The sequence below is a fragment of the Streptomyces sp. NPDC097640 genome, from assembly GCF_040302705.1.
Classification (GTDB): Bacteria; Actinomycetota; Actinomycetes; order Streptomycetales; family Streptomycetaceae; genus Streptomyces.
Genome location: NZ_JBEOSB010000026.1, coordinates 116,745 through 141,874 on the forward strand (window position 1 = coordinate 116,745; position 25,130 = coordinate 141,874).

A 25,130-nucleotide genomic window follows, 5' to 3' on the forward strand; every position below is an offset into this window, starting at 1 on the left:
CTTTCCCTAGTGTGGTCCGGCCTGGGTGGCGGGGCCGACAACCTGGGTGGTGTCGGCCAGGGGGGTGGCGTACGGGCGGATCGTGGTGCCCAGATCCATCACGTACAGGTCGGTGCGGGCCTGGGCGGCGGTCGCGCCCTCGGCGAAGCAGCGCTCCGCGGGCAGGACCCAGGCGACGGTGACGCGGGTGCGCGGCGGGACGGTGACCCGGCGGAAGGCGAGCAGTTCGCGTCGCCGGGGCAGCACCGCCCCGCCGGTGCGGTGGGCGAACAGCGGCGTGATGACCTCGGCTTCGGTGGGGGCGGGGTTGGTGACGTCCACCTCGACGCGCACCGATCGCCCGGACACCTCGGCGGTGAGGCGGTCGAATCCGACGCTGGTGTAGCGCAGCCCGAATCCGAAGGGGAACAGCACGGGGTCGGGCGCGTCCCGGTAGACGCCGGCGGCCGAGTGACGGTCGTTGTAGCGCACCGGCACCGCGCCGGGGTGGCGGGGCGCGGTGAACGGCAGCAGGCCCACCGGTTCACAGCCGCCGAGGAGCGCGTCGCTGATGGCCTCGGCGCCGTGCGGGCCGGGGTAGCCGGCCCACAGCACGGCATCGGCATGGTCCGTCACGGTGGTGAGCACATGCGGGCGGCCCGCGATGACCACCGCGACGACGGGGCAGTCGGACCGGGCGCGCACGGCGGCCACCAGGTCGTCCTGGCCTCCGGGCAGGGACACGTCCGCGAGGTCGACGCCCTCTCCGGCGGTCGCCACGGAAGCGGGGCCCGAGACGGCCCCGTTGGCGGCGAAGCCGTCGTCGTACGCGCGGTGGCTGGTGCCGCCGAGGGCGAGGATCACGACGTCGGCGCCGCTCAGGTCTGCCTGCGAGGGCAGGCCGGGCGGGCACACGAGCTCGGCGTGGGGCAGCGCCTGACGCAGCGCGTGTTCCAGCGGTACGGCCGACCGCTCGGGGAGTGGCGGCACGTAGTCGCCCAGCATCGCGGTGACCTCACGGGCGTTGGGGCCGGCGAGCACCACCTTGGTGAGGGCGCGCGGGGCCAGCGGCAGCAGCCGGTCCGGGTTGTGCAGCAGGACCAGGGACTGCCTGGCCAGGCGCCGGGACAGCCGGTCCGTCGTACGGAAGGCCGGCTCGAGCCGCTCCCGCCCGGCCGGCGGGGCCTGCCCCTCCGCACCGGCGTCGTCCTCCGGCAGGAGGCCCAGGCGGTGTTTGAGGGTGAGCACCCGGCGGCAGGCGGCGTCCACCAACTCGGCCACCCGGGTGTCCTCGGCGGCGGCCGACTCCAGCAGCGCGAAGGACTCGTCCCACAGCGAGAGATCCACGCCCGCCTCGAGGGCGGCCACGGCCGCGGCCGTCGGGCTTCCGGCCATCGCGACCAGGCGGTCCACGGCGAGGCCGTCCGCCATGACGATGCCGTCGAACCCGCACTCGGCGCGCAGGAAGCCGGTGAGCAGCTCCCGGTTGGCGCAGCAGGGCACGCCGTCGATGTCGTTGTAGGCGGCCATGAACCCCAGCGCCCCCGCCTCCACCGCCGCCCGGACGCTCGGCAGATGCAGTTCGCGCAGGTCGCGGCGGCCGATGACGGCGGACTGGCCGTTGCGCCCGCCGATCGCCTCGCCCTGGGCCGCCAGGTGTTTGAGCACCACGGCGACGCCGCCGGCGCCCCGCGGGCCGCCCGGCCCGCCCTGCATTCCGGTCACCACGGCGCGGGTGAGTTCGGCGGCCAACAGCGGGTCCTCCCCGAAGCACTCCTCCGCCCGCCCCCAGCGAGGGTCGCGCAGCAGGTCGAGCGCCGAGACCAGCGCCAGATGCACCCCGCTCGCCGCGAGTTCCGCGGCCACCGCCGCCGCGGCCTCGGTCAGCGAGTCGGGGTCCCAGCCCGCGGCGACGGCCAGGTTCGTGGGCAGCAGCGTCCCGCCGAGGGCCTGGTGGCCGTGGGGTGCCTCTTCTGAGAGCAGCACCCCGATCCGGTGGCGGCCGGCCCGCGCCACCTCGTCCTGGACCAGGGCCGCGACCTCGGCGCGCTCCTCGGGGCGGATGCCGTCGGCCCACGAGCGGCCCGACCAGGCGTCGGCGCGGAACAGCCCGTACAGCGCCCCGAGGCCACCCCATCGGTCGATCTCGGCGCGGGCCCGGTCGGTGAGCCGGAAGCCGCCCCGGGGGGCGCGCTCGACGGCCTGCCAGCCGTACAGCCGCTGGTTGAGCTGGCCGACCTTCTCCCGCGGGGACAGCTGGGTGAGGACGCGTTCGACGGCGGCGGGCGCGGGGGCGCCCGCGTGTTCAGTGTTCGGCATGCGTGTGAGTCCGGTTGAGTACTTCCGCGTCGCTGACCGAGCTGTAGAAGGTGCGCCCGGTCGGCTCGGCGTGGACGAGGGATTCGATTCCGCGCGCGCTGAGCGCGCCCGGGTCGGCGGCGGTGGCGGAGGTGACCAGGGCGGGGCGCGCCCCGGCGCGGGCACGTCGCATCCACGCCTCGAACACACCGCCGCCCGGGGACAGTTCGGCGCGGGAGACGGGGACGTCCTCGCCGTCGACCGGGACCACGACGGCCTCTCGGCGAGGCGCGGGGCGGGGCCGGTTCCGGAGCTCCTCGGCGAGCGCGGCGAAGCGCCGTCCGATCGGCTTCACCCGGCCATCGGCGTCGATGAGGCCCAGGCTGTGCTCCAGATCGGGGAAGTCCCCGAGCCGGCGTTCCACGTCGTGCGAGCACCACCAGGTGACTCCCCACAGCGCCTCGCTGTCGGCCGCCGCCCGTACCGTCTGCTCGCAGAAGTCGGGCGCCTGGTCCTCGGTGAGGTGGTTGAGCGGGGCCCCGACCTCCTGGAGCCACACCGGGCGGGCGGGGTCGAGGGCGAAGGCGCGTGACAGCTCGACCAGATACGCGGCGTGGTGGACGCTCTCGTGGGACATGGCGCCATAGCCCTGCGCGGTCCCGTTGAAGATCCACGAGTGCACCACGCTCATCTGGCCGTGCCGGCTGGAGTGGGCCGGGACGAAGGCGTGGTCGTCGGCGTACCAGACGGCGTCGTATTCGGCGTTGAGCCGGAAGTGGCGGGGGTCGCGCGGCCCGGTGCCGTGCAGGGCGTCCAGCCAGGACGTCACCTGCTGTGGCGTGGCGGACATCCGGTTGGGGTGCACCGCCGAGGTGAACTGGTTGACCTCGTTCCCCAGGGTCAGTCCGAGGAAGTTGGGCAGGTCGTGCAGGTGCTCCTCGAACGCCTCGACCAGCTGGGCCTGGGCGGCGATGGCATCGGGGTCGCTGAACATGCTGCGCAGGTGCCAGTTCGCCAGCCAGCTCGGTACGAAGTCGAAGCCGGACAGATGTCCTTGCAGCACATCGACACTGGCGTCGAGACCGGCCTCTCCGGCGATCTCCACCGCCTCGCGGATGTCCTGGAGTGCGCGGCGGCGGATCAGGGTCCGGTTCGGCTGCACCACGGGCCACAGCGGCAGGATGCGTACATGGTCGATGCCCAGGCCGGCCAGGGCCTTCATATCGCGGCGGGTGACCTCCCGGTCGGGGGCCAGCCAGGAGTAGAACCAGTCCTGAGAAGGCGTGTAGTTGACTCCAAACCTCAGCATTTCAACCTTTCAGGCCGCCGGCTTCCAGCCCGCGGAAGAAGTAGCGCTGCAAGACGGCGAAGAACACCACGATGGGAACCAGGGCGATGATGGTGCCGGCCGCGATGAGGCGCGGGTCGTCGTAGAAGGTGCCGCGCAACCGGTTCAGGCCGACGGTGAGGGTGTAGTTCTGTTCGTCCGACAGGACGATCAGGGGCCAGAGGAAGTCATTCCACGAGCCGACGAAGGCGAAGATCGCCACCACGGTGATCACGCCCTTGACCTGGGGCACGGAAACCCGGATGAACCGCTGCCAGGCGTTGGCGCCGTCGACGATGGCGGCCTCTTCGAACTCCGAAGGGAGGTTGCGGAAGGCGTTGCGCATCAGCAGCACGTTCAGCGCCGCCACCAGGGTCGGCAGGGCTACCCCGATCAGCGTGTTCACCAGCCCGGCGGTCCTGATCGTGAGGAACTGCGCGATCAGGACGGTCTCCGAGGGGACCAGCAGGGCGGCCACGACGACCGCGGTCGCCAGGCCCCTGCCGCGGAAGCGCAGCTTGCCCAGCGCATAGCCGGCGCAGGTGGCCCCGACAACGTTGCCAACCACGGCCATGGCCGCCACCGCCAGGGAGTTCAGCAGATAGCGCGGCACGGGAACGCGGTCGAGCACCGTGGCGAAGTGATCGAGCGTGGGGTGTTGGGGGATGAGCTCGGGCGGCCGGGTGTACAGCGGTTCGCCGGCGCCTTTGAGGGACAGCGAGAGCTGCCACACCAGCGGTCCCGCCAGGAGCACGGCCATGAGCAGGAGGACGAGGTAGCGCGCCACCGAGCCCGGCCGGGCCCTGCGCCGCCGGGCGGCGGTGGTGTGCGAGCGGGGAGAGGTCCGAGCCATCAGGAACTCCTCTGCTTCCGCTGCATGACGAGCTGCACCAGCAGCAGCGCGCCGAGGATCACGAACATGAAGAGACTGATCGCGCCCGCGTAGCCGGTGCGCGCCTGGAGCCCCGTGCCCTCGCGCTGGATCAGCATGGTCATGGTGAGATCGCCTCCACCCACTCCCCCGGTGCCGCCGGTGAGGACGTAGATCTCACCGAACACCCGGAAGGCCGCCACGGAGGACAGCACGGCGATGAGTGACATGGTCGAGCGCACCCCGGGAACCGTGACGTTGAGGAAGGTGCGCACCACACCGGCGCCGTCCATCGCCGCCGCGTCGTACAGGCTCTGGTCGATGTTGGCCAGGGCCGCGAGGTAGATGACCATGTAGTAGCCGAGGCCAGTCCACACGGTCACGAACATCGCGCTGAAGAGCAGCAGCCACCGGTCGCTGAGGAAGGGAACCGGCTCGGCGACCATGTGGAGCGTGCTGAACAGCGCGTTGACCAGGCCCCGCTTGTCGAGCATGTTCGTCCAGATCAGCCCGACGACCACCGGCGACATGATGACGGGCAGATACATGGTGGTGCGGAAGAATCCCGAGAGCCGTCCCGCCCCGCTCACCAGCGTGGCGAGGATGAGCGGGAGCACCACCATGCAGGGCACCACGCACACGGTGTAGAGCGTGGAGTTCAGCAGGGCGGTGGTGAAGCGCTCGTCGTCGAACATCCGCTGGAAGTTCTCCCAGCCGACGAACTGCCCCTGCCGCAGCAGGGTCGAGTCCGTGAAGGCGAGCCCCAGGGTGTTCGCGAACGGCACCATGACCATGAGCACGATGACGGTCAGCCCGGGCAGCAGAAACAGCCACGGGGTCAGGATCCAGCGATGCGTTGCCAGGACGGTCCCCCTGCGGCGAGGCGGGCGGCCGCCTCGCTTCAGGGAGGTCCCACGCTGAACGGAGACGGTCACTTGTTGGCGTCCAGGCGCTCGTTGGAGTAGCGGACGGATTCGTCCAGCGCCTTCTTCACCGACTTCTTGCCCAGCAGCGCCTGAGCTATCTGCTCACGCAGCGTCTGGCTGTCGGCCGCCCCGGAGAACGCCGGCGGCCACCACACGACCGCCTTCTTCACCTGGTCGGTGCTCTCCAGCCGCACCTTGGTGGCCGGGTCCCCGTCGTCCTTGGTGAAGTACGGGTCGTCCAGTGTCCCGGCCGACGAGGGGAAGACCGACGCCTTCTTGGCGAAGGCGAGCTGGTTGGCGCTGTTCGTCACATACTTGGCGAAGGCGGCGGCCAGGGACTGGTTCTTGCTGCCCGCGTTGACGACCAGGGACTCGATGTACATGTTGGGAGCGCTGTTGCTGATCCGCGGCCCGATGCCCAGGTTCTTGTAGATGTCGGGCGCGGTGGCCTTGAGGTCGCCCAGCGTGTAGGAGCTGCCGGGCAGATAGGCCAGGCGGCCCGCCTTGAACTCCTCGACCTCCTTTGTCTGGAGGTTGTTCAGCGCCTCCTCGTCCATGCCCTTCTTGTCGTACAGCTTGCGGAACCGCTCGACGTACTCCACGCCCTTGGCGTCGTTGTAGGTGAACTTCTCGCCGCGCTCGTCCATGAGCGGCACGCCGTACTCGCCGAAGGTCTCGATGGCGGGCATCCTGGCGATCATCATGGTGTCCGAGCACTTCTCGGCCATGGCTTCCGCCTGGTCGAACAGCTCGTCGTAGTTCGCGGGCAGCTTGTCGGGGTTCAGCCCGCACTTCTTGAACAGGGCCTTGTTGAAGAACGACGGCCCCGTGTTCAGGTACCACGGGTAGCCGTACGTGCCGCCGCCCAGACCCTTGAACGTCATGGCTTCCCAGGCCTTGTCCAGGTACTTGCCCTTGGCCTTCGCGTCGGCCTTGTTGAGGTCGAGCAGGACGCCCGCCTGCGCCAGGGTGTAAGCGGCCTCCGGCCCCATGTCGACCACATCGGGGAGGGAGCCCGCCGCGGCGTCCGCCGAGAGCTTGTCCTGGTAGCCCTCGGCGGGCTGGTCCACCCACTTGATGTCGGTGCCCGGGTGGGCCTTCTCAAAAGCGGCGATGAGGTCGTTGAAGTACGAGGTGAACTTGTCGTTCTTCAGGTTCCAGGTCTGGAAGGTGATCTTTCCGGACAGCTTTCCGTCCGAAGACTTGCCCGTCGAGTCGCCGCCGCCACCGCCGGTGACGCAGGCGGACAGCATCAACGATCCAACAGCGAGCCCCGCGGTGAACACGGCCCGTCTTCTCACTGACTTCATTCGTCTTCTCCTCATATGGGGTGTCTGGTGGCGCCTTCGTGTCAGGTGGCGATCCGCAGGGTCGCCACCTGGAAGGGGCCGAGATTCAGGGCGGCGCCGTCGGCGGGACGGCGGGTGCCGGCCGGCGTCCGGGGCAGCGCCGCGGGCAGGTCGTCCTCGACGACGTCATCGGCGCCGTTCGCGGTCAGCAGCTCGCGCTCCAGCAGGTCGGTCTCCCATACGACGGCGTCCGCGCCGAGCTCCGCGCAGGGACGCAGCAGGGCCCGTGCCCGGCTTCCCTGCGTCTCGTAGACGCGCACCACGAGATCGCCCGAGCCGTCGTCGGCGAGTTTGACCCAGTCGACGATCGCGTGGCCGGCCAGCGGCTCCAGCGCCACGAGGGGTTCCAGCGGCGGAAGCGCCGCGATGTCGGGCGCGTTGAACGCGGCGGCGGCCTCCACCGTGGCGGGCACATCGGCGCCGGGGAGCAGCGCCCAGCGGAAGTGGTGGCGGCCCGCGTCGGCGTCCGGGTCGGGGAAGCGGCTGCCGCGCAGCAGCGAGAGCCGGACCACGGTGGAGTCGCGGTCGGCGCGCGCGTCGGCGCCGTACATGGTGTCGTTGAGGACGGCCACGCCGTAGTCGGCGTCGGCCACCTGGATGTAGCGGTGCATGGCGGCCTCGAACATCGCGTCCTCCGCCGCGGTGTTCACCAGAAGCGGCCGCTCGACGTATCCGTACTGCGTCTCGAACCGCGCCGTTCGGGCCATGACATGGACGGGCAGAGCGACCTTGAGCAGCCGCTCACGCTCCTGCCAGTCGACCTCGCACTCCGTCTCGAACCGCCCGGTGCCCGCCCTCAGCCACATCGTCAGCGTGACCGTCGACGCGCCGAACCGCCGGACGACCTCGACGCCGGCGTCGGGCCCGTCCTGGACCACCGTCCGGCTGGTGACATCGTCGACCACCTGGAAGTTCCGCAGGGCGTGGCGGTCCACGTCCCACGCGTCCCACCGCACCGGCTCGTCGCGGAAAAGCTGGAGTACGCCCGCGCGCCCGCCGGGCGGCACCACCTCCCGGCCACCGCGCAGGTCGCGCAGCGAGGTGACGTGGCCGTCGGCGTCGACGACGACCCGCAGCAGGCCGTCGTCCAGAACGGTGGCACCGGCCTCCCCGTCGGAGACCTGCACTGGTTGCGGCTCCCCCGCCGCGTCGGCGGCGCACGCCGACACGAACGGAGGGAGCGGCCCCGCCGGCTCCCCGGCCGTCGGAGTGCCGAGCGCCTCGGTGGCCTGGCCGATGAGCCGGCGCAGGCGGGCCTCGGTGGCCTCGTAGGTGTCCCGGGCCTCGCGGTGCACCCAGCTGATCGAGGTCCCCGGGAGGATGTCGTGGAACTGGTGCAGGAGCACGCTCTGCCAGATCTCGTCGAGGCTCTCCTGCGGATAGGGCGCTCCCCGCAACACCGCGGCGGCGGCGCCAAGGTACTCGGCCGCCCGGAGCAGCGACTCGCAAGCCCGGTTGTGCCGCTTCATCGCCACCTGGGACGTCAGGGTGCCCCGGTGCAGCTCCAGGTACAGCTCTCCCCGGTGGACGGGGGCCAGCGGCCGCGCGGCCGACTCGACCTCGCGCAGCTCCGCCTCGGCGTCCTCGAAGAACTCCGCGGGAGTCCGGGACACCACGCGCGGCGCGCCCTCCAGGTCGGCGAAGCGGCGCAGCCGTTCGGCCATCTCCCGGGTGGGGCCGCCACCGCCGTCGCCGTAGCCGTAAGGCAGCAGCGAGTGGGAGGCGATCGCCTTGTCCTTGAAGTTGGTGACCGCGTGGCGCAGTTCGCGCGCCGTGACCTCGGCGGCGTAGGTCTCCGCGGGCGGGAAGTGGGTGAAGATCCGGGTGCCGTCGATGCCCTCCCACCAGAAGGAGTGGTGCGGGAAGGTCGTGGTGTCGTTCCAGGAGATCTTCTGGGTCAGGAACCAGCGGGCCCCGGCCCGGCGCGCCAACTGCGGCAGCGTGCCCGAGTAGCCGAACGAGTCGGGCAGCCACACCTCGCGCGCCTCGATGCCGAAGCGGCTGAGGAAGTACCTCTTGCCGTAGGTCAGTTGGCGCACCATGGACTCGCCGGTGGGTATGACGCCGTCCGGCTCCACCCACATACCGCCGACGGGCACCACCCGCCCCCGCTCGACATGGTCCCGCAGCCGCGCGAAGAGTTCCGGGTAGTGCTCTTCGAGCCAGGCGAAGTGCTGCGCCGCCGACATGGTGTAGACGAGGTCCGGGTCGGCGTCCAGCAGGGCGAGGGCGTTGGAGACGGTCCGGGCGAGCTTGCGCACCGTCTCACGCAGCGGCCACAGCCACGCCGAGTCCATATGGGCGTGCCCCACAGCGGTGATCCGGTGGGCGGTGGAGTGCGCGGGAGCGGCCAGAAGCGGCGCCAGCACGGCGCGCGCCCGGCGGGCACCGGCTTCGGCGTCCGCCTCGTCGTAGACGTCGAGGGCCTGCTCGATCCCGCGGAGCAGCCGCCAGTGGCGCGGCTCGTCCTCGGTCAGTTCGGCGGCCAGGCCGCCGAGCACGTCCAGGTCGGACAGCAGGGCGTGCACCTCGGGCGAGAACGCAGCGGTCTCCGCACGCCGCAGCCGGAACTGGTCGAACGGCTCCCGCGCCCCCTTCTCGCCGTGCTCGGTGACGACGAAGGGCGGCAGGCCCAGCAGGAGCGGGTTCGCCGCGGCCTCCACGTAGAGCACGAAGCGGCCGTCCGGGCCGAGCAGCCCGGGGTCGACCTCGCCCCCGGCGAGCCGGATCGCCGTCTGCCGCGGGTGCAGGCCCTTGACGATGGTGCCGTCCGGGGTGAAGACCAGGCCCTCGCAGTGACCTCCGACGGAGTGGTCGAACCACCCCAGGTCGAGCAGCAGGTCGACCGGTCCGGGCGTCCCGGGCTCGACCTGGCCGCGGACGCGGAACCAGGTCGTGGACCACGCCGGCCCCCATGCGTCGCCCAGGGCGAAGGGGCGGTAGTCGGGGCGGCTGCGGCCGGGCTCCGACGCCAGCCCGAGCGCGTGGCGGGGGCTCACCGGCTCGCCGTCGTCCCCGACCGCCCATGCCTCGATCTCGACGTCCCCCAGGTGGCGGTGGACCTGCGGAAGGATCCGTTCCCGGCGTACGCGCTCGAGCCGCTCAAGCGTCCTGCTGAAGTGATTGTGCATGCGTTGTTCTCTCCACGGAGGAGGAGCGACAGGCCATGTAATACGTTTTAGTAGTGGTGCGAGTGGCGGCAGACTAATACGTTTTAGAAGCGCGGTCACCGCGGCGCATCATCACGTTTATGTAAAGTCCACGTGGGCCACGATGGAGGATCCATGCCAGCGAAGAACCACCCCACGCCAGGAGCGGGGGCAGACTCGGGCTCCCCCGGCCGCCCGCACACCGGGGAACCGCCGCCCCGGCTGCGCAGCACCGACATCGCCCGGCTCGCGGGGGTCTCCGTCTCGGCGGTGTCCATCGCGGTCAACGGTCGCCCCGGCCTCAGCGACGCGACCCGCAAGCGCATCCTCGACGTCGCCGATGAGCTCAACTGGCGCCCGCACCTGGCCGCACGCGCGCTCAAGGGCGCGACCAACGACGTGGTCGGCATCGTCATCGCCCGCCCCGCACGCACACTCGGCGTCGAGCCCTTCTTCGCCCAGTTCCTCTCCGGTCTCCAGTCCTGCCTGTCCAACCGGGGGATCGCCACCCAGCTGCTCATCGTCGAGGACACCGAGGCCCAGATGGCGGTCTATCGGCGCTGGGCCGCCGAGAACCGGGTCGACGGGGTCGTCCTGCTCGACCTCGCGGTCGACGACGTCCGGCCACAGCTCGTCGCCGACCTGGGCATCCCCGCGGTGGTGCTGGGAAGCCACGGGAACCCCATGCCGATGACCAGCGTCTGGGTGGACGACCACGCCGCGGCGGTCAGCATCCTGGACCACCTGGTCGGCCTCGGACACCGGCGCATCGCCCACGTCAGCGGCACCGTGTCCTACCAGCACACACAGCGCCGCCTCCAGGCCATCGCCGAAGTGCGCGAATCCGTCGGCATCGACGTGACCTCCATCGCCACCGACTACTCCGACGCCCAGGGCGCGTCGGCGACCCGCCGTCTGCTGGAAGCGGACCCCCGCTACACGGCGATCGTCTACGACAACGACGTCATGGCGGTCGCCGGGCTCGGCGTGGCCACCGAGATGGGCATCGCCGTTCCCGACGAGGTCTCGGTGGTGTCCTTCGACGACTCCGTCCTCACCACCATGGCGCGGCCCACGCTCACCGCGCTCACCCGCGACACCTTCGCGCTCGGCACCCTCACGGCCACCGAACTGCTCCGCGTGATGGCCGAGCGCCCCGAACCCCGCGCCGTGCAGGCCCCCACCCCGCAGCTCGTCGTACGGCAGAGCACCGCCTCTCCCACCGAGGGGGCAGCGCCCCGGTAGGCCGGCCGCCGCCCTGGTCCGCCCCGTCCGCGGCGACGGCGAGAAGGCGACGGCGAGAAGCGGCTCTACCCTCCGCCTCGGGTCACTTCGCCCCGGCCTTCCACCGCCGGTCGTCGCCGCCTCGGTCCGGCAGCAGGAACAGCCCGTCGCCCCAGTACGGTGTCACCACGTGGCCCGGGGCGATCTCCGGGCGGACCACACCGCGGGAGTCGACGGCGAAGCGCAGGTTCCGGCCATTGCGGCTGTGGACCGCGGAACACTCCCAGATGCCGACGCCCTTGTCCGTGGCACCCCGGCTGTCCAGGCAGAAGCCGGGGTCGGCGAGCGACTGGACGACACCGCGCGCGGCGTCGACGCGCCAGCGCTGAGTGGCGGACGAGGTGCAGGGCGCGGTGATGACGTCCGTGCCCAGATCCATCACACCGCCGCGGATGTCGAGGCACCGGCCCGAGCCGACGTTCACCATCTGGGCATACGTACCGTTCGGGGGATGTGCCGCGGGCGGCTTGGCCGTTGGCTTCGGCTTCGGTTTCCGCGTCGGCTTGGACGCGGTCCTCGTTTTCGGGGGCGCCGGGTGTGCCGTCTTCGACGAGGACGGCTTCGGGGTCCGAGTCGGGCGCGGCGACTTCGTCTTCGACGTCGGGGAGGGGGACGGCGTCTCCGAGATCATCACCTCGGCGGCCGTCGGCGAGGGCGGCGGCGTGTGGACGCCGCTCGCGGCTCGCACTTCCTCCGAACCGCCCGAGATCAGCAGGTAGACCAGCAGCGGGGCGGCCGCCGCCCCCAGGGCCGTCGCGCCCAGCGCGACCCGCCGGGAGGGCCACCAGCTCGAGAGTCCGTCGGCGCCGACCCCGGCCCGCTCGCCCGTGTCCGCCCGGACGTATGCCGCGCCACCCCACAGGAGCAGTCCCTCCGCCAGCGCCGTACGGGGAGTGTCACGCAACTGCGACTGCTCCTCGTACGCGGCGGCGCAGTGCCCGCAGTGGACCATGTGGTTGTGCAGATCCGCGCTCTGGCGCCGGGTGCTGGGTCGCACCGACTGCTCGATCAGCCGCTGGAAACCCTGACAGCGCTGATCGCCGGAGGCGGCCAGCCGGGCTTCCAGCAGGGACTGGCGCAGTCTCCATAACGCCGGTTCGATGCCGTATGCCACGTCCTGCGCGGACAGGCCCAGCAGATGGGCCGCCCGCTCCTGGGGCTCCTGCTCGACGACGCAGTGCCAGACCAGGCCCTGCCCGCGGACCGGAAGTTCCTGGAACGCCGCGAGCATCGGTGGCTGCGGGACCTCGGGAGCCGCCCCGCACGCATACGTGACCAGGTCGGTGTCGAGACGGGCGGCGCGTTCGTCCGCGGCCCAGGCGGCGGCCACGCGACCGGTCAGCAGCAGGAGTTGGTGGCGCCAGGGGCCGTCCGGTTCCTCGCCGCGGACCGTGTCGCGGGCCGCGAGTGCGAACGCCTGGGCGGCGAGCTGCCGGGCCGCGTTCTCGTCGGCCGTGCACACGCGCGCATAGGCGAGGACCGCGGAACGGTGACGTGTGCGCAACTCGCGCATGGCCGGATAGGCGGCCGGGGAGCCCGTCCGCAGCCACTTGGTGAGCTGGACATCGGACATCTCGCCGAGGCCATCCTCGTCGGCCTCGATGCCGCCGTCGTCCCGCGCCGCCCGGGTCATCCCGTGCCTCCCTCGAACCCTCTGCCACTGCCCGGCGGGCACGTCTGAGAGTTGAGAGGTACCGGCCGGCTAGGGGTGAACCATAGCGGTGCGAAACATCGCGCAGGAAAGGGGTACCGCTGGGTAACCGGAATCAGCCGACGGACCATCAGCTCTCGCTCGTCCGGGTGAACTTTCCGGGTGCGGCATGACCGCCACGGACCGCCCCTATCGGACATCCCGCGAAGAAACCGCGCTCGTCACAGCCCGGGCGGCAACCGAAACGTGATCATCACCGGCGACGGAAGCGGAGTTCTCATCTAATAGACTCCCAGGGTCAGTTGATCTTCCTGACACCCCCGTACCCTTCCCCATCTCCCCTCAGGAGAGCCCCCTATGCTGGCTGACGCCGTCGACAACCGGCTGGCCCGAAATCCCGTCGCGATCGTGGGGCTGGCGGGACTCTTCCCCCGGGCGATGAACGTGCGGGAGTTCTGGAACAACATCGTGGCCGGCACCGACTGCACCGAGGAGGTCCCCGCCACCCGGTTCAGCGTCGCCGACTACTTCGACCCCGACCCCTTCGCCGAGGACAAGACCTACTGCCGGCGCGGCGGTTTCCTGCCCCCGTTCCACTTCGACCCGCGCGAGTTCGGCATCCCGCCCAACACCCTGGACGCCACCGGCCTGATCCAGCTGCTCAGCCTCCATGTGGCCAGGGATGTGCTGCGGGACGCCGGCTGCGACACCTCCGCCTGGTACGACCCGGCGCGGACCGGGGTGGTGCTGGGAGTGTGCGGCGGGAGCTCGAGCATGATGCCCCTGGCGGCGCGGCTCCAGACACCCGCGCTCAAGGCGGCGGTCCTCAGCTGCGGTCTGAGCGAGCGGGACGCCGAGGAGATCGCGCGCCGGTACACGGCGGCCTTCCCGCCCTGGACGGAGAACTCCTTCCCCGGCTTCCTCGGCAACGTCGTCTCCGGCCGGGTGGCGAACCGCCTCAACCTCGGCGCGTTCAACGGCACGGTGGACGCCGCCTGCGCCAGCTCCCTGGCCGCGCTGCGGATGGCCGTCAGCGAGCTGGTCGGGCACCGCGCCGACCTCATGATCACCGGCGGGGCCGACGCGGACAACACCATCTTCTCCTTCATGTGCTTCAGCAAGACCCCGGCGCTCTCGCCGAGCGGCGAGATCCGCCCCTTCGACGAGGACGCCGACGGCACCCTCGTCGGGGAGGGCATCGGGATGCTGGCCCTCAAGCGGCTGGCCGACGCCGAGCGCGACGGGGACCGGATCTACGCCGTCATCCGCGGCCTGGGCACCTCGAGCGACGGCCGGTCCCAGAGCATCTTCGCGCCCTGCGGAGACGGCCAGCTCACCGCGTTGCGCCGGGCCTACGAGGACGCCGACTGCGCGCCGTCCTCGGTCGGTCTGATCGAGGCCCACGGCACCGGCACCTCCACCGGTGACGAAGTGGAACTCGGCGCGCTCAACGCACTGATGGCAACACCCGATGACCGGCGGTACGCGGCCGTCGGCAGCGTGAAGTCCCAGATCGGGCACACCAAGGCGGCGGCCGGCGCGGCCGGGCTGATCAAGGCGGCCCTCGCTCTCCACCACAAGGTGCTGCCCGCCACCATCAATGTCCGGACCCCCAGCGCCGCGGCCCGGCAGGAGGACGCGGCGCTGTACGTCAACACCACCACCCGCCCGTGGATCCGCGACCCGCGTCGCCCGGTGCGCCGGGCGGGAGTGTCCGCGTTCGGCTTCGGCGGGGTCAATGTGCACGCCGTGCTGGAGGAACACCAGCCCTTCAGCGACGCGCCGCGCACGCTCCACACCACCCCGCGCGCCCATCTCTGGCACGCCCCGACCCCCGAGGCGCTGCGCGAACTGCTCGAACACGGCGAACAGCCCGCCGCCCCCGGCGAGATTCCCGCCGACCACGCCCGGCTGGGCTTCGCCGCCACCGACGACACCTACCCCGACATGCTCGCCAAGGCCGTGGCACAGTTCGACGCGCACCCGGGCCTCGCGAGCTGGACCCACGCGGACGGCATCTGGTACCGGGCCGCCGCGCTCCCCTCGGGCGGCAAGGTGGCGGCGCTCTTCGCCGGCCAGGGCAGCCAGTACGTCAACATGGGCCGCGAGGCGCTTCTCTCCGTCCCGCCGGTGCGTGCCGCCTTCGATGCCGCCAACGCGCTGCACGCGGACGGGGGTCCGCATCACGAGCTGCTGTCCGACGTCGTCTACCCGGCCCCGGGGCGGGACGGGAAGGATCTGCGGCGCGCCTCCGAGCGGCTGCGCCGCACCACCTACGCGCAACCCGCCATCGGCGCGTTGTCGATGGGACAGTTCCGCTACCTCTCCGAACTCGGCTTCGCGCCGGACGGCGTGCTCGGCCACAGCTTCGGCGAGCTGACCGCCCTGTGGGCCGCCGGCTGCCTCGACGACGCGGGTTTCCTCGCCGCCACGGCGGCCCGCGCCCGGACGATGGCCCCGCCCGCCGACACCGCCGGGCACGACCCGGGCGCCATGGCCAGTGTGCGCATCCCGAACGCGCAGCTCATCGCGCTCATGGGCGAGTTCCCCGAGCTGCACGTCTGCAACCGCAACGCGCCCGAGGTGGTCGTCGTCGGCGGTCCCACGGCCACCGTCGAGCGGTTCACCGCCACGTGCGGCGAGCGCCGCATCCCGGCGCAGCGGCTGCCCGTCGGGGCGGCGTTCCACACCCCGCATGTCCAGCACGCCGTCGCCTCCTTCGCGCGCGGGATCGCCGACATCCCGCTCCACGCCCCACGGGTCCCGGTGTACGCGAACACGCCGGGGGCGGGCTACGGCGACGACCCCGAGGCGAACCGCGGGATCCTGACCCGGCAGATCATCAACACCGTCGACTTTCAGGCCAGGCTGCGGGAGATGTACGCGGACGGCTTCCGGGTCTTCGTGGAGTTCGGGCCCAAGCGCACGCTCTCCCAGTTCGTCGAGCAGACGCTCGGCGAACACGGGGTGGACATCGTCTGGACGGACATCGGCACCGGTGGCGACAGCGCCCTCGCCCTGAAGCAGGCCGCCGTCCAACTGGCCGTTCTGGGCCTGCCGCTGCGCGGCATCGACCGGCACGACGAGCCGGTGCCGCTGCCCCCCGTCGCGTCCGCGGTGGCCCGGGTCCTCGACGGCCCGCAGTTCGCCACGATCGCCCGCCAGGAGGAGTACCAGCGCGTCCTCGGCACGCCCTACCGGTCGGCCGAGCCCGTCGGCCGGGAGCCCGAGCCCGTTGCCGAGCCGCAGCCCGTTGCCGCCGCTCACGACGATCCGCTGGGGCGCGCCGCGGCCGAGCACCTCACCATGCACACCCGCTACCTCGACGGGCAGCTTCGGACCGCCGACCAGCTGGTGAGCCTGTTGAACGAGGGCGTCGGCAGCGGCTCGCCCGAAGCGGTCCTCGCCGGGATCACCGCCGTCCGGGACCACAGCGTGGCGCTCGGCGAGGCCCACGCCCGCGCCAGCGAGGTGCTCACCGATCTGCTGCGCCTTCCCGGGGGCGGGACACCGACGGGGTATACGCCCAACGGCACGCGCAACGGCACGTCCGAGGGACACGCGCTCGGCACACCGCCGCACACCGACCGGCTCCCCTCGTTGGACGGGCCGCCGGAGATCCCGGCCCCGGTCGAACCCGCCGAAGCCGACAAAGCCGTCATCACCGGTGAACTCGTCGAAGCGGCCCCGCCGAACAACAAGTCCGCGCTGGAGATGCTGCGCGACACCGACTTCGACGCCGCGATCGACCCCGAGCTCCGCGCCGAGCTGGCCAACCTCGATCCCGTGGAGATCGAGCAGGTGATGCGCGAGGTGGTGGCCGAGAAGACCGGCTACTCGATCGACATGATCGATCCCGACATCGACCTCCAGACGGAGCTCGGCATCGACTCCCTCAAGCAGTTGGAGATCGCCTCCGAGCTCTGGCGCCGCTACCCGGTGTTCTCCCGTGAGGAGATCTTCCGCTTCACGGCGGCCCGCACGGTCAGGGACTTCGCCACGCTGATCCCCGAGGTGCTGAAGAACCCCACCACCAATCTCCGCGTCGCCACCTCCGTACCGCTGGGCCGGGCGCACATCGGCTGGCGCCCCCTGCCCGAGCCGGACCTGCTGCTCGGCGCCTATGGCGAGGCGCCCTGCGCGGTACTGGTCGACGACGGCGGGGAGCTGGGCGGCTGGGTGGCCACGGCGCTCCGGTCGCGCGGCTGGCGGGTCGCCCGGCTGGCGCTGCCCGGGACCCCGGCCGCGTCGGGAGAGGCCGGACCGGACACCTGGCACCTGGCCGACTGGGGCGAGGAGAGCCTGGCCGAGCAGGTCGGCCTCCTCGGTGCCGCGGTGCCACGCATCGACCTGTGCCTGCTCCCCTTCAGCCACGCCCCGGGGGCCGACCGCGAGGACGCGGTGCGCCGCCTGGCCCACGCCGTCCTGGTCGCCAAGCATCTGCGTCAGCCCCTCACCGGGGCCGCGGCCGACGGCAGCCGCGCCGGGTTCGTCGCCGTCACCCGGCTCGACGGCGCGCTCGGCTACGCCGGGTCGGGCGGCGAGCCCGAGCGGGCGCTGGCCGGCGGTGTCACCGGGCTGGTCAAGTCGCTGGCGCTGGAGGCGCCCGAGCTCTTCTGCCGGACGGTCGACCTGGCTCCCGAGCTGACCGAGGAGGAGGTCGGCGCCTGCCTCGCGGGCGAGATCGCCGACGCCGCCGTCGACCTGCACGAGGTGGCCGCCGGGCCGGCCGGGCGCCGCACGCCGGCCCTGGTCGCCGAGCCGGTCCCGCTGGTCGGCGCGGCAGCGCCGGACGGCCGGGACGGGGCCGTCGAGCCGCCCGCGGAGCTGACCACCGGCGATGTTCTCCTGGTCACCGGCGGCGCGCGGGGCATCACCGCCTGGTGCGCCATCGCCCTGGCGCGGCAGGTGGCCTGCGGCTACCTGCTGCTCGGCAGCACACCGCTGGCCGACGAGCCGGACTGGGCGGCCGGACTCGGTGGCCGGGAGGAGCTGACGGCGGCCGCCGCCGACCAGCTGCGCGCCACCGGCCAGGACCCGGAGGAGCCGGCCACCGCCGAGCTGATCGCCCGGCAGGTACGCGAGATCACCGCGGGACGCGAGATCCGCGCCACCCTGGCCGCCCTGCGAGACGCGGGAGCCCAGGCCGAGTACGTGGCCGTGGATCTGACCGACGGCGCGGCGGTGCGCGCGGCGCTGCGCCCGCACGCCGCCCGGGTCACCGGCGTCGTCCACGGGGCCGGCGTCCTCGCCGACCAGTTCCTCGCCGACAAGGACGCGGAGTCTGTCGGGCGGGTGCTGGCCACCAAGCTGACCGGCCTCGGCAACGTACTGGACGCGCTCGATGCCGAACGCCTCCACCACCTGGTCGCCTTCACCTCCGTCTCCGGCATCTACGGAAACCTCCGGCAGGCCGACTACGCCCTGGCCAACGAGGCGCTGAGCCGGTTTGTCTGCGCCTGGAAGGCCAGGCACCCCGGCCGCCACGCCACCGCCCTGGCCTGGGGGCCGTGGGCCGGCGGCATGGCCACCCCCGGCGTCCAGAAGCTCTTCATGCAGCACGGGGTGCCGATGCTCGCCCGGGACACCGGTACCGGCTACTTCACCGAGCAGATGAGCCCCGAGCACGCCGCGGACCTGGTGACGGTCATCGGCCCGCTGGAGCCCATGTACCGGCGGGGCGAGACGCTGCCGGACGGTGGCGTGGTCGTGGAGCGGCGGATGGCGGAGCTCGCCGGCGAGCCGCTGCTCACCGACCACCGCATCCACGGGTGGCCGGTGCTGCCCCTGACGGCCGCGGTCGGCTGGGGCGTGCGCGTCGTGGAGGCGATGCACGGCGGGCAGCCGGTGATGGAGTGCCGCGACTTCAAGATCAGTAAGGGGCTGGTCTTCGACGGCACGGCCGAGGACGACCGCTTCCTGCTGACGGTCTCGCCGCCCGAGGGCGGGGACTCGACCGCCATCGGCGTCCGGCTCCAGAGCGAGCGGGAGGGCGCCGCGCCGGTGCTCCGTTTCGAGGGAGGCTTCCTGCTCGAGAAACGGGCCGCCCAGCCGCAGGACATCGAGCTGCCGCCCTACGAGCTCCCCGACTTCGACCCCCAGACCCACGAGGCCTACGACGGCTTCCTCTTCCACGGGCCGACCCTGCGCGGCCTCGGCCCGACGCTGGAGGAGCAGCCGGGCAGGCTGGTCCTCGCCGCCCGGATGGCCGACCCGGTCTTCGGGCAGGGCGCCTTCGCCGGGGCCAGGTACAGCCCGGCCCTCACCGATCTGCTGCTCCAGGCGGCGGCGCTGCTCGGCCGCCAGCGCCTCGGCCTGCTCTGTCTGCCGGTGTCGGTGGAGCGGGTCGAGCTCTTCGCGCCGCTGCCCGCGGACGCGCCGTTCGTCCTCGTGGCCGAGTCCGTCGAGGAGAGCCCGCTGCACCTGATCTGTACGGTCACCGCCTGCACGCCGGAGGGCAAGGTGCTCCAGCGGTGGGGCCGGATCGGCATGATCTTCACCTCGCCGGAGATGAAGGACAGCGGCATCTTCCTGCCCGCGGAGCGCGGGGGGCGGCATGGCTGACATTGGCGCTCCGGACGGCGGCGCGGCCGTCGCCGTCGAGGAATCGGGCTTCGGAGGCGCCGAGGAACTGGGCTTCGAAGGTGAGCCGTTCCTCGTCCCCGTCCCGTCCGCACCGTCCACCCCGCCCGCCCGGCAGACCTCACCGCGGGCCCTCGGCGACCTGAGCCACCTCGCGCGCGACATCGCCGACCGGGTCGGCCGCGCGCACGCCGCGGTGCTGGAGGCCCACGAGGCCGTCCAGCGCCACCTTCTCGCGCGCTGCGCGCCGGGCGCGCGGCCTCCGGCGGCGCCCGCGCCGCGTCCCGTGGACGGCCCGGCGCGCGTCGAGCTGGTCCGGACGGTCCCGGCGGACGCGGCCTACAGCGTGTCGGGCCAGGCCGACCCGGCGTGGATCCTCGACGCCGCCGCGGCGGCCTTGCCACTGCTCGGGGAGCGCGGTCTCGCCCCGGCCGGCACCGTCCACCGGCCCGGTCGCACCCTCCTCACCTGGCACCGGGAGCTGCCGGAGGCCGGAGCGGAGCTCCTGGTACGGGCGGGCGCCGAGGCCGTCCACCGCGACGAACACGGCACCCGCTTCACCTTCGACTGGCAGGTCCACGTCGAGGGGAACCTCCTGGTGGAGGCCACCGGCGCGGGCGGCTTCCTGACGCCCGAGCACGCCGCCGAGCCCCTGCCGGACGAAACCCCCTGGCCGGAGCGTCAAGTTCCGCGCTACCCGAGGCAGTTCCGCCCGCTCGCGGTCACCGGGCGGTCCCGGCTGACCTGGCAGGAGCTGCGGGCCCTGGCCAGCGGATTCCTCGCGGAGGTCCTCGGCCCCGACTTCGAGGGCGAGGGCACCGGCCCGCGGCTGCCAGGACCCGCCCCGCGGCTGATCGGCAGCGTCACGGAGGCGACCTGCGAGGGCGGCCGGTACGGGCAGGGCACGCTGACCGCCCAGCTCACCTTCCACGGCGGCGGGCCGGCGCGCGGAGCGGACGCCACCGCGCTGCTGGCCGAGGCCGTCTCCGGCGTCCTCCAGGTGTACGCGCTCCGCTGCGGGCTGCATCTGTGCCTGCCCGACGCGCGGTTCCAGCCCTGGGACGGCGGCCCGGCCGCCATCGAGGTGATCGACCCGACCGCGCTCGGCGCCGCCCTGCGCTGCGAGGTGGATGTGGCCGAGGTGGGGCTCGTACCCCGCCCGCATGTCGTCGCCGACGCCGTGGTGTTCGCCGGCGACCGGCCGGTGGCCCGTCTGCACGGCATCGGCGTCGCCCTCCACGAGCCGCCGGGCACCGAACTCGGCGCCCTGACGATCTGGGAGGCGCGGGACTCCTCCGCCGCCCACGATTCGCTGCGGCAGCGCGGCTCGCTTCAGCGGATGCTGCTCGCCCACTCGTCCGAGGGCGACCTGTCGGCCGTCACCGGAGAGATCGAGGCGTCCTCGGTGACCGTACGGCCCCGGTTGCCGCGCGGCGACCTGCTGATGGTCGACCGGGCGCTCGACTACGACGCCGAGCCTCTGGACTTCCGGTCGGGTGCCACCCTCACCAGCGAGTACGGCGTCCACCCCGACCCCTGGTTCTGCCGGGAGAACGGCTCCGGCGCCGTGCCCAATCTGCTGTACATGGAGTCAAGCCTTCAGGCGGCCGCCCAGTTGAGCGCCATCCAGGGCATCCTTCACCAGCACCGCGACAGCGCCTTCGTCTGCCGGAACCTGGAGGGGCGTGCCACCCTGCTCCGGCACGCCGACCCGCGCGGTCTCGCCCTGCGGCACCGCATCACGCTGGCCGACCACTCGAAGCTGCCCGGGGCGATCCTCCATCGCTACACCTATCAACTCAGCCTTCCCGACGGGCCGGTCTACTCGGGCGAGTCGGTCCATGGCTTCCTCACCAAGGAGGTCCTGGACAACCAGCAGGGGCTCGACGGCGGACAGTACGTTCCGCCCTGGCTGGACCGCCTTCCGACGCGGCCCGCAAAGCTCCGCCGGCTCGACCTCTCCCATGACACCCGGCTCGGCCGCGGGCGGTTCGCGCTGCTGCGCGAGGCCGACCTGGTGCCGGACGGCGGTGAACACGGCGCCGGATACCTTCTGTGGGAGCGGACGGTGCCGGAGGACGACTGGTTCATGGCGCACCACTTCCGCTTCGACCCGGTGATGCCCGGTTCGGTGGGCGTCGAGGCGCTGTTCCAGTCCGTCGCGGCATACGCCCTGCACACCGGCCTCGCCGACGCCCTGCCGGACCCGGCCGCGCGGCCCGCGGCCCATGTGGAGCTGGCCTGGAAGTACCGAGGGCAGATCACGCCCGATCACCGCCGGATGCGCGGCGAGGTGCACATCCGCGGGGTGCGGCGTCAGGGCGATGGCCTGCTCCTGGTCGCCGACGGCAGCGTGTGGCGCGACGATCTGCGGATCTACCAGGTGGACAACATCGGCGTCGAGATCCTGCCGAACACCGGTGGGACCGTGGACGAGAAGGTGCGGCCATGACGGTGCGATACGACCCGGACGGGGTGTACGCCGTCCTCGCCGACCTCGACGCCCCCTGCTATGTCGTCCGTAACGGGGACCGGGTCGGCGCGAGCGCCGAACCACCTGCGGCGGGCGGCCCGTTGACCCTGCTGGCCGCCGCCGGGCCGATGCCGTCCACGCGGCTCGGCGAGTCCGGCTTCCGGCGCCGTCACGGCGTGTCCCACGCGTATCTCGCCGGTTCCATGGCCGCGGGCATCGCCTCCGAGGAGCTGGTGGCGGCGCTGGCCCGCGCCGGTTTCCTCGCCTCCTACGGCGCCGCGGGCCTGCCCCCCGAGCGGGTCGAGCGGGCCCTGACGCGGCTCGCCCGGGAGATCCCCGGCCTGCCGCACGCCGCCAACCTCATCCACGCGCCGCACGCCCCCCAACTGGAGCGGGCGCTTGTCGACCTCTACCTGGGGCACCGGCTGCGCTGTGTCGAGGCCTCGGCGTTCGTCCAGCTCACCCCCGACCTGGTCCGCTACCGGGTGGCGGGGCTGCGCACCGGCCCCGGTGGCGGGGCGTACGCCGAGAACCGGCTGATCGCCAAGGTGTCCCGCGCCGAGGTGGCCGAGCTGTTCCTGCGTCCGGCCCCCGAGCCGATGGTCCGCGCCCTGTTCGAGCGCGGCGAGATCACGGCCGAGCAGGTCGCGCTGGCGCGGCTCGTCCCGATGGCGGACGACCTGACCGTCGAGGCGGACTCCGCGGGACACACCGACCGCCGCCCGCTGGTCACCGCGCTGCCCGCGATGCTGCGGCTGCGGGACCGCGTCGCCCGCGAGCTGGGCCACGCGGTGCCGCCGGTACGCATCGGCGCGGGCGGCGGCATCGGCACCCCGGAGGCGGCGCTGGCCGCCTTCAGCCTGGGCGCCGCCTACGTCGTCACCGGCTCCGTCAACCAGGCCTGTCTGGAGGCGGGCACCTCGCCGGCGGTCAAGGCCCTGCTCGCCGCGGCCGGGCCCGCCGACTACGCGATGGCCCCGGCCGCCGACATGTTCGAGGGGGGCGCCGAGGTCCAGGTCCTCCGCAGCGGCAGCCTCTTCGCCGGCCGGGCGCGCAAGCTGCACGAGCTCTACCGCGCCCACGCCGGCCTGGACGAGATCCCCGCCCCGGACCGCCGGCGCCTGGAGGCGAAGGTGTTCCGGCGCCCGCTGTCCGAGGTCTGGCAGGAGACCGCGGACTATCTCGCCGAACACCACCCCGAACAGCTCCTCCGCGCCGAGATCGACCCCAGGCACCGGATGGCCCTGGTCTTCCGCTGGTACCTGGCCCAGTCGTCCCGCTGGGCCGTCACCGGCGCCGAGCGCGCCGCCGACTACCAGGTCTGGTGCGGGCCGGCGATGGGCGCGTTCAACGAGTGGGCCGCCGGCTCCGTCCTGGCCGATCCCGGCCGGCGCCGGGTCGCCGAGGTGGCGCGCCATCTGCTGCACGGCGCCGCGTTCCACCGCCGTCTCGCCCACCTTCGCTTCAGCGGGGTGCGGATCCCGGCGGCGTGCGCCTCCTACCGCCTGCCACCGGCGCCCTCGGCGGTGTCCGCCACGCCCTGACCCGGCGCGCGCCCGAAAACGGTGTGCATGGACACCACGGACGTCAATTCGGGTGCTCTGTGGCGGTTTTGATGGGGTGACTATTCAGCCGCGTCAAACGTGATTAGTCTGTCTCCGCATCGGAGGGTGTTCCCGGCACTTCCGCGCTCTCCACCTGGGATGACGTGCGGCTTTTCTCCCGCGGACGGACGCCTGGCCGGTGGGTCGTCGCTGTCGTGCTAAGGACATGGTTCATGGATTCGCAACTGCCTCCCGATTCGGACACCTCTGCCGCCCCCTCGGACCTGTACTCCCTCACCTCTGTGGAACCCCTGATGACCAGGGAATTCGAGACGCGGCCCGCGCAGGTGTACGAGCGGTTGCGCAACCGGTACGGCCAGGTGGCGCCGGTGGATGTGTTCGGTGCCCGCGCATGGCTGATTCTCGGCTTCAACGAGGTCCGGGAGGTGATGCGCGACGAGAGCCACTGGAAGAAGGACATGGAGAACTGGCGCGCGCTGCGCGAGGGCCGGGTGGCGTCCGACTGGCCGCTGATGGCGTCGCAGGGGTTCGGCCACATGCTGCTGCGCGACGATGAGCGGCACAAGACGACACGCCAGGCCGTGGACATGGCGCTCAAGCCGTTCCAGGACCCGGGCGAGCCGCAGGCCTTCGCGCTGAACCAGGCCGTGTCCCAGCACATGGACGAGCTGATCACGTTCTTCGCGGAGGGCGCCACCAGCGGGTGGGTGGATCTGTGCGCCCAGGTCGCGCGGCCGCTCCCGCTGATGGTCCTCAACCGGCTGTTCGGGTTCCCCGTCGAGCAGGGCGACGACATCTTCATGGACTCCTGGCGGATGGTGGACGCCGGCCCTGACGCCGCCCCGGCGGCCGAGCGGCTGGTGAAGGCGACCACCGAGCTGGCCGCCTACAAGCAGTCCCATCCCGGTGACGACCTGACCACGCGGCTGCTGGCGGCCGACCCGCCCCTGTCGGTGGAACAGGTCGGTATCGAGCTGTACGCGATCCTTGTGATCATGTCCGAGCTCGTGGGCCACTCGATCACCAACAGTGTGCTGGAGGTGCTCACCGGAAACTCCGGGGTGCGGACCAGCCTCACGACCGGCCATGCCGACGAGTTGGTCAACCGGGTGCACATCGCCTCGCCACCGTGGACCAACTGCACCTTCCGTTTCCCCGTCGCCGACACGGACCTGGGAAACTTCCGGCTGGCGGCCGGCGACGCGGTCATGGCGTCGATCGCGGCGGCGCACGGGGACCCGCAGTTCCTGAGCGCGATGGACCACGAGGCGTCCAAGAGCTCGCGTGCCCATCTGGCGTGGGGCACCGGCGTACACGCGTGCCCGGGGCGCGGGCTCGCCGACATGATGGTGACCACGGCGGTCAGCCGGCTGTTCGAGCGGTGTGACTTCGAGCTGGGCCTTTCGGTCGACCAGCTGCCCTGGCGCTCCTCCACCTATGTGCGCGGCCTGCGGTCGTTCCCGGTCCGCTTCCGGATGCGGGAGGCGAAGAACACCACCGCGCGGAGCGCCCCGGCCGCCGGTGCGGCGGACGATTCCACGGCGCTGGAACCCGTGGCGGCCGCCATCTCCGCGGAGCAGGACCGGCCCCGCTCCGCGTTGTGGCGCTTCCTCGCGAGCCTGCGACGTGGCGGCCAGCCCTGACCGTGCTTCGCGGCGACGCCGTGGCCGGGTGGC

The 25,130-nt window shown here is 72.4% G+C and carries 12 protein-coding genes; 5 read left to right on the forward strand and 7 right to left on the reverse strand.

Going from position 1 to position 25,130, the window contains the following annotated elements; genetic code table 11:
* Window positions 1–6 precede the first annotated feature (6 nt).
* The 6 genes from ABTY62_RS34085 to ABTY62_RS34110 are packed head-to-tail and all read right to left on the reverse strand — an operon-like array spanning window position 7 to window position 9,881.
* The gene (locus tag ABTY62_RS34085) at window positions 7–2,298 is read right to left on the reverse strand and encodes a glycoside hydrolase family 3 N-terminal domain-containing protein (protein WP_352133278.1); all 2,292 of its coding nucleotides are present in this window, start codon (window positions 2,296–2,298) and stop codon (window positions 7–9) included.
* A complete protein-coding gene (locus ABTY62_RS34090) occupies window positions 2,285–3,586 on the reverse strand; it encodes a glycoside hydrolase 5 family protein (protein ID WP_352133279.1) in 1,302 nt (433 codons plus the stop codon). Before ABTY62_RS34090 ends, ABTY62_RS34085 begins: the two co-directional genes overlap by 14 nt.
* Before the next feature lies 1 nt (window position 3,587).
* On the reverse strand, window positions 3,588–4,457 hold the full coding sequence (locus tag ABTY62_RS34095) for a carbohydrate ABC transporter permease (protein WP_352133280.1): 870 nt from the start codon (window positions 4,455–4,457) through the stop codon (window positions 3,588–3,590).
* On the reverse strand, window positions 4,457–5,410 hold the full coding sequence (locus tag ABTY62_RS34100; RefSeq protein WP_352133281.1) for a carbohydrate ABC transporter permease: 954 nt from the start codon (window positions 5,408–5,410) through the stop codon (window positions 4,457–4,459). The genes ABTY62_RS34095 and ABTY62_RS34100 overlap by 1 nt, the downstream gene beginning before the upstream one ends.
* Window positions 5,407–6,711, reverse strand: a complete 1,305-nt coding sequence (locus ABTY62_RS34105; RefSeq protein WP_352133282.1) for an ABC transporter substrate-binding protein — start codon at window positions 6,709–6,711, stop codon at window positions 5,407–5,409. The genes ABTY62_RS34100 and ABTY62_RS34105 overlap by 4 nt, the downstream gene beginning before the upstream one ends.
* Before the next feature lie 41 nt (window positions 6,712–6,752).
* On the reverse strand, window positions 6,753–9,881 hold the full coding sequence (locus ABTY62_RS34110; protein WP_352133283.1) for an alpha-mannosidase: 3,129 nt from the start codon (window positions 9,879–9,881) through the stop codon (window positions 6,753–6,755).
* A gap of 153 nt (window positions 9,882–10,034) precedes the next feature.
* Here ABTY62_RS34110 and ABTY62_RS34115 point away from each other — a divergent pair, with 153 nt between their 5' ends.
* The gene (locus ABTY62_RS34115; protein ID WP_352133284.1) at window positions 10,035–11,144 is read left to right on the forward strand and encodes a LacI family DNA-binding transcriptional regulator; all 1,110 of its coding nucleotides are present in this window, start codon (window positions 10,035–10,037) and stop codon (window positions 11,142–11,144) included.
* Between the two features lie 82 nt (window positions 11,145–11,226).
* Here ABTY62_RS34115 and ABTY62_RS34120 read toward each other — a convergent pair whose 3' ends face one another.
* The gene (locus ABTY62_RS34120; protein ID WP_352133285.1) at window positions 11,227–12,816 is read right to left on the reverse strand and encodes a ricin-type beta-trefoil lectin domain protein; all 1,590 of its coding nucleotides are present in this window, start codon (window positions 12,814–12,816) and stop codon (window positions 11,227–11,229) included.
* Between the two features lie 375 nt (window positions 12,817–13,191).
* On the opposite strand from ABTY62_RS34120, the gene ABTY62_RS34125 reads away from it, so the two are divergent.
* From ABTY62_RS34125 to ABTY62_RS34140, 4 genes are all read left to right on the forward strand, one after another.
* The gene (locus ABTY62_RS34125; RefSeq protein ID WP_352133286.1) at window positions 13,192–19,398 is read left to right on the forward strand and encodes a beta-ketoacyl synthase N-terminal-like domain-containing protein; all 6,207 of its coding nucleotides are present in this window, start codon (window positions 13,192–13,194) and stop codon (window positions 19,396–19,398) included.
* Window positions 19,391–21,868, forward strand: coding sequence for a hotdog family protein (locus ABTY62_RS34130; protein ID WP_352133287.1), 2,478 nt, complete (start codon window positions 19,391–19,393; stop codon window positions 21,866–21,868). The genes ABTY62_RS34125 and ABTY62_RS34130 overlap by 8 nt, the downstream gene beginning before the upstream one ends.
* Window positions 21,865–23,433: a PfaD family polyunsaturated fatty acid/polyketide biosynthesis protein gene (locus ABTY62_RS34135; RefSeq protein ID WP_352133288.1), complete on the forward strand. Its 1,569-nt coding sequence runs from the start codon at window positions 21,865–21,867 to the stop codon at window positions 23,431–23,433. The genes ABTY62_RS34130 and ABTY62_RS34135 overlap by 4 nt, the downstream gene beginning before the upstream one ends.
* A 314-nt stretch (window positions 23,434–23,747) precedes the next feature.
* Window positions 23,748–25,097: a cytochrome P450 gene (locus tag ABTY62_RS34140; RefSeq protein ID WP_352133289.1), complete on the forward strand. Its 1,350-nt coding sequence runs from the start codon at window positions 23,748–23,750 to the stop codon at window positions 25,095–25,097.
* Window positions 25,098–25,130 lie beyond the last annotated feature (33 nt).